The following is a 9,610-nucleotide window of genomic DNA, read 5'->3' as shown; positions in this document are numbered from 1 at the left end:
TCGACCGGGACCCGCTGTGGAGTCGCACGAACCGGCCGGTGGCGTTTGGGCGGATCGGCTATTACCAGTGTGACCAGATCGGCACGCCGCAGGAGGTGACGGACGAGCAGGGTGAGATTGCGTGGAGTGCGCGTTACCGAGCGTGGGGTGAAGCGAAGGAGGTGATCAGCGAGGCGGCGCGCAAGGCGGGTGTTCGGAACCCGATCCGCTTCCAGGGGCAGTACTTCGATCATGAGACGGGGCTGCACTATAACCGCAACCGCTACTATGATCCCAATACGGGTAGGTTCATATCGAAGGATCCGATCGGGCTACAAGGTGGGCCGAATGCGTGGCAGTACGCGCCGAACCCGGTTGGGTGGATTGACCCGCTCGGCTTGGCACGCACGTCAAGCGACGGAGCGGGAAGAAAACCCACATCGAACAAGCTAAATCAGAACTCCAAATGTCCTTGCAGGAAAGCGTGGGAGGTCACCCGCTACGACCGAATTTGTGAGGCGATGCTGAACGGAACGCGTGTCAAATACCTCCGAGATCCCACTACGAAGCTATGGTGGTCTGCTGATACAGAGGGGCATGGCGGTTCTATGTGGAAGGTTATGAGGCAAGTTGGAGGTAATCTCGTTCACGAGAATGATGCCGATATTTACGGAGACTATATGGATAAGCATAAAGGCACGACCGGAAAAGAGATGTCCATGAAGGGAATGAAATGCCGAGATGCGAAGGGGGAGTGAGTGGAAATTAAATCAGCCGATGAGTTCAAGGTGTATGCGGAAAGTGGGGATGAGTGTGAGTTTAATAAAATATATGGAGAGGCGGCTGATGAGGTTTGGGTGGAGGTTTTGTCAAGATATCCCGCGCTTTCCAGGTTTGTTGCTGCCAATAGCACGATTTCTATGAATATTTTGAGCCATTTGTCTTGCAGTGGGGATTGGATGACTCGGTGTGATGTTGCAACAAAGCGTAGGATTGGTCGGGAGATTTTTGAGCGATTGGCTTCGGATGCACACCCGGGAGTTAGACAGGCAATTGCATGCAATCCGAAGGCGCCCATAGACATATTGAAACGTCTTGCAAATGATGCTGACGAATTGGTCGCAGAGGCAGCAAAGGAGCGATTGGGATCGTAGGTGGACTTGGCTGAGTTTGAAGCTGTCGTCATAACAGTTTGTGCTCACTGGGTTTGAAGCCGAAGAGTACGATGCATGTACGATTTGTCAGCCGATCTTTTCTGGTCAACCGTCGCTCGATGTCGAGATGCCTTGCCACACAAGACTCAACGACGTGTCAATCGTCGCGCGATACCGCTACGACGAAGAATGCGGCGGGCATCGTTCGTTGCGATTTGGGCGATGCGGGAGCGTGACGTATAGGCGGGGCTGCATTACAACCGGCATCGGTACTACGATCCGGGTAGCGGGCGGTTCGTTAGCAAGGATCAGTATGGGCTGGAAGGCGGCATCAACGTCTATCAATACGTGCCGAACCCCGTGCTGTGGATTGACCCATTGGGATTGGTGGGAAAGATACTCTATCGTGGAATGACCGTTGATAGTGATGGTGGCCCGGTGGTTTATTCTGGACCGACAGAAAATGGTGTGAACGCAGCAAATTCACTTGGTGTTCGACCAGGCGAAGCAGGAATGTCTACAGACTTAGTACCCGAGAACATTCAGCCTCATCGTCGTCCCGCTGATTTTGGGGGAACCCAAAAGAATTCGGGAATGTACAGAATTGATAGTGACGATCTCGCACAACATGGATTGGTACATGATGAAGATGGGAAAGGCGCGATTACTCATGCAAGTATAAAAACGGCGGAAGGTGTTTGTGCGTGTGAGTTACCCACTCGTCTTGCGAAGACTAAGCCGCTTTGGAAAAGGATTATTCGAAAATGAAGTCAGAAATCAAAGGCAGAATTGAGGTGGCACTTTCTCAGTATTCCCCAGAGGAGTCGCTAAGACAGCTCGTGATTAATTTGAATGATGCTGGCGTTGGAAAATTGGAAATATTGAAAGAATTTAATGAGGTTGACCAGATGCTGAGGAGTGTCGATCGAGATGGGGACGCCGACATTCTGGAGGATGTAATAGATATGATCACTGGCTATTACGTTGGAAAAAATTTAGATCTTAAGTAGTTGGAGAACGAAAGGCTGCTTGCGCGGCCCTTCGTTCATTCGGGGGTAATGGTCAGCTGTCCGTGCTCGACGTTGACCTTTACGCGTTGCCCTGCTTCGAATCCCACGTGCTCGATCCATCGTCCTTCAAGCTTCATTCGTGGATACACGAGCGGCCGGAAGATGACGAGCATTACGACATCGACCGGGACCCGCTGTGGAGCCGCACGAACAGGCCGGATCGGCTATTACCAGTGTGACCAGATCGGCACGCCGCTGGAGGTGACGGACGCGCAGGGCGAGATTGCGTGGAGTGCGCGTTACCGAGCATGGGGCGAGGCGAAGGAGGTGATCAGCGAGGCGGCTCGCAAGGCGGGTATTCGGAACCCGATGCGCTTCCAGGGGCAGTACTTCGATCATGAGACGGGGCTGCATTACAACCGGCATCGGTATTACGATCCGGGTAGTGGGCGGTTCGTTAGCAAGGATCCGATCGGACTGACGGGCGGGATCAATGCGTATCAGTATGCACCGAACGGTACCGAATGGATCGATCCTTTAGGCTTAGCCGGAAATCGTGCAAAACGTCGCGCAGGTAATATTTTGCAGGATATCGACGCAAAGGGCGGAGGGCGCGCCTATTCTCGTTATGGAGCGGGGACAACACTTGCTCAGCAGGAGCATCGTGCCGTGATGGGAATTCCGCCTGACTGCCCGTGCTCTATGCGCCCTCGTCCGACCGACTCGACGCGGTTTATGAGTAATGTTGATCAGTTGGATGCGATTCAGCGCGGTACGGCGAAGATGAGCGTCAGCGGGGAAGATTCAGTAACTTTCGATATGGGTAGAACTGTAGGGGAAGGCTATCGAAAAGGGGGCGGCACGGTATTGAGTGTGTCAAAGGTTACCATTGTTCGTCGGAATGGAAATATCGTCACAGCGTTTCCCAAGTTGCCATCGCCATGAAAAAATCTATCAATTTTAACTATATCAGCCCGTTGTATTATTATCTCTACTCCATGAGAGACGATGAACTGGATGATCTTTATATTAATAAAAAAATGATCTGGATCGATTGCTTGGGGAAATGAAGTTGAGGTTTGATAGATTTGGGCCGATTTCTCAGTCTATGGTTTTGGATATTTTGGAATATGTCCTGACTTCGCATTCGTGCGATGCCAACTGGAGGGGATTGTTTCCACAAGAGATTCCTTTGGATGAGGTGGAGGATAAGGAACTATTTGTGCGTGATCTTTTTGTTGCGTTGTTTGGTAGGGAGCCGAATTTTGACTTTGATGTTGCTGATGTCGAGGTGAGTAATTTTGTTGGGCCCGATGGCATTGATACAAAAAAATAGTGTCGGGTGGCGATTCACTTTCGTCGTCGTAGTCGCATTGTGAGTACAACGCGACTGGCGACCGTGCTCCCGGCAGATCGCAGGCGGACGAGCAACGTTACGACTGGAGTTCGTTCAATCGGCTGACGATCGGCCGTGTCGAGTCTCTTCAGTGCCGGAGAAGATGCTCTCGCTCAGGAGATCGCGCAGCAGCGCCGGCCAGCCAGGGGATACATCGGAGGGCCCGACGTATCCCCGCCGGTCATGCGTACGTCAAGACGCCGCCATCCCGATCCCGAACACATGCATCTTGCCGGCGCTCACCTGGCGCGGCAGCACGATGCTCGTCACCACCTTGCCGGGCGGCACCGGAATCTTCTGCGCGAAGATGTAGGTCTTCACGTTATCCTGTTGGCCGCTGCCCGAATTGCGGTACGCCATCGTGACGGCGATCGCCGCGCTGGCATGCGCGCTGCCGCCATTCAGCGTCCAGTCGTCGAAAGCCAGCGTGACGGCCTGACTCGATCCATCCGCGAAATTCAGCTGCGCCGTGCCGCTGCTCGGGCCATTGTTGGCCGAGCCGAGCACCACCACGCCGGTGCCGGCCGATCCCGGCGGCAGCATCACGGTCTGGCCGACGGTGACGGTGTTGTCGAGCGAGAGCGGCCCACCCGCCACCGCGATGCTCGCGCCGGCCACCGCGAACGGCTTGCCGGGCTGCACGCCCGCCGCTGCCAGCGCATTCAGCGAGTAGCTGAACAGGCTGCCGTCGAAGTCCGCGCCCTGGCCGTCGGCATTGGTCGCACCGTCCGCACTGAAGCCGCGATTGTTGTAGCTGTCGACCGCGTTGAGCGCCACCGGCACGCCGAACGACGGCGGCTGCTTCCGGCTGCCCCATTGCGACGGCGCGCTGCCCATCGCGAAGTGCAGCGTCGCGCCGTTCGCGATGTCGTCGTAGGCGACCCACGGCACATCGTGGGCCCGACCGTTGATCGACAGCGACTGCACGTAGCCGGACGCGGGCGCGCCTTCGGCACGAATCCGCCACGTGCGGCCGTTGCCGAGCCGCACATCGATCTGCGGGAACTGCGGACTGCCGATCGCCAGGCCCGCGACGCCGGGGATCTGCGGATACAGGCCCAGCGCGCCCCACACATACCAGCCCGACACGGCGCCGAGGTCGTCGTTGCCCGGCAAGCCGTCGGGGCCGGTGCCGAACGCGCTGGCGAGGATCTGCTGCACCACGCGCTGTGTGCCCGACGGCTGCCCGGCCCAGTTGTAGAGCCAGGGCACCTCGAAGGTCGGCTCGTTGCCCATGTAGAAGTTGGGCAGGCTGAGGCCGGCATTGAGCACCGTGAAGAACTGGTCGAGCCGCGACGTCACCGCCGCGTTGCCGCCCAGCTGCGCGAACAGGCCGGCGCCGTCGTACGGCACCATCCACGTGTACTGCTCGGCATTGCCTTCCACGTAGTTGTCGCCGCTGCTCGGCGTCTCGGGAATCCACGCGCCGTTCGACTGGCGCGCCGCGATCAGTGGCGGCGTCAGCGTGGTGTCGAGCAGGTTCTGCCAGTAGGCCGAGCGGCTCAGCAGCATGCGCTGCGTGGCGGCATCGCCGAGTGCGCCCGCGAAGCGCGAGATCGCGAAATCGCTGCTCGTGTATTCGAGCGTGGACGAAGCCTGTCCCCACTCGCCGCCGGTGATGTAGCCGGTCTGCAGGTAGCTCGCGCGACCGCCGTTGGTGGTCACGTTGTTGCAGGCCGTGCCGGGGATGTTCGCCATCTTCACCATGTGCTGCAGCGCGGACCGCGTATCGAAGCGCCGCGCGCCGAACGCATAGGCGTTCGAGACGATCAGCGAACCGGCGTCGCCCGGCATCACGCCGTCCTCGACGTTGTCGTTGACCCAGTGCGGAATCGCACCGCACTGGTCCGCGTCGTTGACCAGCGACTGGATCATGTCGCTGGTCTCGGACGGGTTGAGGATCGACTTCAGCTGGATCAGCGAGCGGTAGATGTCCCAGCCCGAGAACGACGAATACTGGGCCTGCTGGCCCTTGGCGACCTGATGCACGGTGTTGTCGAAGCCGATGTACTGGCCGTTCACGTCACTGAAGATGCTGGGTGCCCACAGCGCGTGATACAGCGCCGTGTAGAACTTTTTCTTCGCGTCGAGCGTGCCGCCCGCCACGCGGATGCTGTTGAGGCGATCGTTCCAGATGCGGTCGGCCTGCGTGCGGACACCCGCGAAGTCCCAGCCGCGATTTTCCGCGTCGAGGTTGGCTTTCGCGTTGGCGACGCTGACGTAGGAGAGCCCGATCTTCATCCTGACCGTCTGGCCGGAGCGGAAACCCAGTTGGGCTACGCCGTGCGAAATCGATGCCGACGTGAAGGCCTGGTCGAAGGCGGCGTAGAAGTAGACGGGCACCGGCACCGAGTTGCCGCAGAAGCCGCCGCCGATCGTGCTGCCGGAGATGGCGCTGTCGGAAACCTGTGTGATGGCGCCGGTGGTCGAGGTTTTGGTGTTGGTGCGGGTCGCGTCGAGTACCAGCAGCGCGGGTTTGCCGGCCGGGTACGCGAATTGGCCGAAGCCGGTGCGCAGCGTAGCGGTCAGCTCCACCTTGATCTGCGAGTCGAGCAGCACGGAATAGTAGCCGGGCCTGGCCGTTTCATTCGCATGACTGAAGGTTGGCGCGAGCTGCGTCGGGTCGGTGGTCGGCATGACCGGAAATTCGCCGTTGTTGCCGCTGCAGCCGGCGCCCGGCATGTGCGTCAGGCTGAAGCCCTGGATCGAGTGGATGTCGTAGTAGTAGCCGGCGGGCGAGTTCGGCTCCTGGCTGTTGCTCGGTGCCGGTGTGGTGTTGGTGTCGGGCGCCCACTGCACCATGCCCGACGGCAGGCCGGCGGCCGGTTCGACGCTGCCGGCCTGTCCCGCCGGCACCGGGTTCGGCGAGTTGCTCGCGAGCGTGCCGATCAGCGGATCGACGTACTGCGTCAACGACAGGTTGCGGTTGTCATCGAGATGGGTCGTATCGGCCGCGGCGTCCGACGGGCGTGCGGCCAACACCGACGCCGTGGTTCCGTCGCTGCCGTCACCGCCTCCACACCCGCTCAATGCGCACGCCGCGGCCAGGATTGCCGCGAGCGTCGTGAATCGAATCATGATCGCCCCTCCGGTTGTCCACGCACTTTTTTCTTCGGCAATCCAGTCGATCGAACCGTTGCTTCGTCGTCGCTGGTTGCCGTCTTTCAGCGTCGTAACACTAGGATTTGGACGAATCCGTTGTCAATCGGATTTGGAGAGTTGTAATGTTTTTATTGGATTTACTAAACGAATCGAAACGAGACGATCTTGGCGATGGTGTGTTGAAGTCGCGCGGTAGCGGCGTGCGGGAGTGAGCGACGCACGCGGTGTCCGATGAGGAAACGGAACATTGCTTGCCGGTCGAACCGCATGCGTCATGCGTTTACGTCTGCGGTTCATCGATACCGGACGAGGCGGTCAGCAAGCATGTGGTCGTGAGTCAGGCTGCAGGATGACTCACGGCCGGTCGTTGAAACGGGTTTTTCAACTGCAACGCGCAAAACATGCGTGCTTCGAGGTGAGTGCGCCGCGCTGGCGCACGACGCCTGTTCGCCGCCGGTCAGACTCCCGGACGTTGCGTACGCACGCATTGCGCGAGCGCCCGCACACCCGGCTCGATCCGTTCGAGCGGGATCGCGGAAAACCCCATCCGGAAGCAGCGTCGCGCGTCGCCTTCATCGTTCATGAAGAACACGCTGCCCGGCTCGATCAGGATGCCGGCTTCCTGCGCATCGACGGCGAGGTGCGTCGCATCGAGCCACGGCGGGCCCTCGACCCAGCACGACGCGCCGCCCGTCACCGGCACGTAGCGCGCTTCCGGCAGATGCGCATCGAGCGCGGCCATCAGTGCCTGCGAGCGCTCGCTGTACGCATGCGCGAGCCGGCGCAGCAATGCGTCGTGATGACCGAGCGCGAGAAAGGTCGCGAACGCGCGCTGGATATACGCGACCGGGTGGCGCACCATCAGCCGCCGCAGCGCGCGCAGCTCGCGGATCAGCTCGCGCGGCCCGACCACGTAGCCGAGCCGTAGCCCCGGCGCGAATGTCTTCGACAGGCTGCCGACGTAGATCACGCGGTCGGCCGTGTCGAGGCTCTTCAGCGCCGGATGCGGCGTGCCGGAGAATGTGTTCTCGCTCTCGTAGTCGTCCTCGATGATCACGAAATCGTGCTGCTGCGCGCAATCGAGCAGCGCGCGGCGCCGCTCGACCGGCATCGTCGCGGTGGTCGGGCACTGGTGGCTCGGCGTCACGTACACGTAGTCGCAGCGCGAGAGCGTCGCGCCGAGCGTGTCGGGGGCGATCCCGTGACCGTCGACGGGCAGCGGCAGCAGCCGTGCGTTGCGGTTCTCGAAGATGTTGCGCGCGTCCGGATAGCCGGGGTTCTCGAAGCCGACCGTCGTGTGCTTGCCGCACAGCAGGTCCGCGATCAGGTACAGCGCCTGCTGGCAGCCGTTGGTGACGACGATCTCGTCCGGCATCGCGAACACGCCGCGCCGCGGCAGCACGCGCGTGCGGATCTGCTGGATCAGCGATTCGTCGTCGCGTTCGATCAGGTCGGGCGCCCAGTTGCGGATCTCCATCACCGACAGCGCCTTCAGGCAGCATTCGCGCCAGTCGTTGGTCGGAAACAGCGACTGGTCGAACTGCCCGTAGATGAACGGATATTCGTAATGCTGCCAGTTCGCGGGCTTCACGATGTTGCGCTGCCTCGACGGCGGATGCGCGATGCGCTTGTCCCATGCGGGGCGGCCGGGTGTTTCTTCGCTGCCGCCCGGCTGCGCGGCGGGCTTGGCGGCCGCGAAGCCGGGCACGCCCTCGAGCATCTTCGGGTTCACGAAGTGCCCGCTGCGTTCGCGCGAGATCAGGTAGCCCTCTTCGACGAGCATCTGGTACGCGAGCACGACGGTGTTGCGTGCGACGCCGAGTTGGTCGGCGAGCTCACGGCTCGACGGCAGCGCGGCATCGGGCGCGAGCTGGCCGTCGAGGATCGCGGCCACGAGCATCCGCCGGATCTGGTCCTGCAGGCTCGACGCCGATGACCGCCGGAACTGCTGGGCCCATAGGGCGGTCGGGGTACGACTCGGCATGCTTCCTCCTGTGATCGGTACGGGAAACGCGAGGCGGTGCGCGTGGTGCGCGAGCGGCCCGCGAGGGGCGCGGTGTCGCGAGAATACGCGCGTCCCGCCGCGGATGTGGACTCAATGAAAGGTGCCGTCTGGCACTACTGCACGCCGACGTGGCAAGACGATACTCAAACCGTCGCCGCTGGACGATCCGGATTAGTCCCCGGTTCGCGGGCGCAGGGAGGCGTGCGCGCATCGCGTTCGCTCGTAGCGTGATGTCAAGGAGAGGCGCGCCATGCACGTCATCGTGTTCAGGGATCGCTGCGAGCGCGTGATCCGCATCGTGTTCGACGATGCACGTGCGACGGCGGTCGCGTATCGCGACGACGAGGCGATCGGCGAACTCGGTATCGATGACGGCAGCGGCGGTGCAGTGCGATCGCCGTCGCTCACGCGGCTGTACGTTGAACCCGCGTATCGGCGCAGCGGCATCGCGCACACGCTGCTGGCGTGCGCGTCGCGCGAATTCGGGCGGCCGATCCGCATCGATGCCCGCGCGCGTGAATGGCCCGATACGCCGGCCTGGGCGACGCTGTGCCGCTGCCTCGAATACGAAGGGCTGGTGGTGGTGCGCTAACCGACAGCGTGACCACGATCGCGCTGCACCAAGACGGAGACGACATGAGCACGGTCCTGAAGCCGATTCCCGCATCCGGCGTGCGGCACGAAGCGCTGCGCATCGACGGGCAGCGCGTGTGGCGCGACGCGGTCCTCGACGTGCGCAACCCGTACGACGGCGCGCTGGTCGGCACCGTGCCGAAGGCGACGCTGGACGACGTGCGGCGCGCGTTTGCGGCCGCACGTGCCTACCGGCCGACGCTCACGCGCCACGATCGCGCGGCGATCCTGCGCCGTGCGGCCGATATCGTGCGTTCGCGCACCGCAGAGATTGCAGCGCTGATCACGGCCGAGGCCGGCTTGTGCATCAAGGATTCGACGTACGAAGCAG

At 61.3% G+C, this 9,610-nt stretch carries 9 protein-coding genes and 1 pseudogene; 7 read left to right on the top strand and 3 right to left on the bottom strand.

The window, feature by feature from the left end; all coding sequences use genetic code 11:
- The 3 genes from G3N96_RS39500 to G3N96_RS35655 form a co-directional block, all read left to right on the top strand.
- On the top strand, window positions 1-737 hold a 737-nt coding region (locus G3N96_RS39500), incomplete at its 5' end, for an RHS repeat-associated core domain-containing protein (RefSeq protein ID WP_241022980.1).
- 645 nt (window positions 738-1,382) lie between these two features.
- Complete coding sequence (locus G3N96_RS35660; protein ID WP_206140107.1) at window positions 1,383-1,901, top strand: RHS repeat-associated core domain-containing protein; 519 nt, start codon at window positions 1,383-1,385, stop codon at window positions 1,899-1,901.
- Window positions 1,898-2,143, top strand: coding sequence for a hypothetical protein (locus G3N96_RS35655; protein WP_206140105.1), 246 nt, complete (start codon window positions 1,898-1,900; stop codon window positions 2,141-2,143). The genes G3N96_RS35660 and G3N96_RS35655 overlap by 4 nt, the downstream gene beginning before the upstream one ends.
- A gap of 35 nt (window positions 2,144-2,178) precedes the next feature.
- Here the strand turns inward: G3N96_RS35655 and G3N96_RS35650 are convergent, their stop codons facing one another.
- Window positions 2,179-2,280: a SymE family type I addiction module toxin gene (locus G3N96_RS35650; RefSeq protein WP_241022981.1), complete on the bottom strand. Its 102-nt coding sequence runs from the start codon at window positions 2,278-2,280 to the stop codon at window positions 2,179-2,181.
- A gap of 82 nt (window positions 2,281-2,362) precedes the next feature.
- Between G3N96_RS35650 and G3N96_RS35645 the strand changes: the two are divergent.
- Window positions 2,363-2,692 (top strand): annotated as a pseudogene (locus tag G3N96_RS35645) (RHS repeat-associated core domain-containing protein); the annotation flags it as partial.
- A gap of 517 nt (window positions 2,693-3,209) precedes the next feature.
- On the top strand, window positions 3,210-3,479 hold the full coding sequence (locus G3N96_RS35640) for a hypothetical protein (RefSeq protein ID WP_206140103.1): 270 nt from the start codon (window positions 3,210-3,212) through the stop codon (window positions 3,477-3,479).
- Window positions 3,480-3,731: 252 nt separating this feature from the next.
- On the opposite strand, the gene G3N96_RS35635 is transcribed toward G3N96_RS35640, so the two are convergent.
- On the bottom strand, window positions 3,732-6,617 hold the full coding sequence (locus tag G3N96_RS35635) for a GH92 family glycosyl hydrolase (protein ID WP_241022978.1): 2,886 nt from the start codon (window positions 6,615-6,617) through the stop codon (window positions 3,732-3,734).
- A gap of 481 nt (window positions 6,618-7,098) precedes the next feature.
- The gene (locus G3N96_RS35630) at window positions 7,099-8,625 is read right to left on the bottom strand and encodes a PLP-dependent aminotransferase family protein (RefSeq protein WP_206140102.1); all 1,527 of its coding nucleotides are present in this window, start codon (window positions 8,623-8,625) and stop codon (window positions 7,099-7,101) included.
- Window positions 8,626-8,896: 271 nt separating this feature from the next.
- Here G3N96_RS35630 and G3N96_RS35625 point away from each other — a divergent pair, with 271 nt between their 5' ends.
- Both G3N96_RS35625 and G3N96_RS35620 read left to right on the top strand, forming a co-directional pair.
- Entirely contained in the window at window positions 8,897-9,238 is a 342-nt protein-coding gene (locus G3N96_RS35625) for a GNAT family N-acetyltransferase (protein ID WP_206140101.1), read from the top strand.
- Window positions 9,239-9,282: 44 nt separating this feature from the next.
- Window positions 9,283-9,610, top strand: a 328-nt coding sequence (locus G3N96_RS35620; RefSeq protein ID WP_206140100.1) for an aldehyde dehydrogenase family protein, incomplete at its 3' end; no start/stop codon positions are given.

Origin of the sequence: Burkholderia sp. Se-20373, from assembly GCF_017104705.1 — a bacterium.
Taxonomy (GTDB): Bacteria; Pseudomonadota; Gammaproteobacteria; order Burkholderiales; family Burkholderiaceae; genus Burkholderia.
The sequence above is the reverse complement of the archived record's forward strand: the minus strand, read 5'-3'. Positions and strand labels throughout refer to the sequence as shown.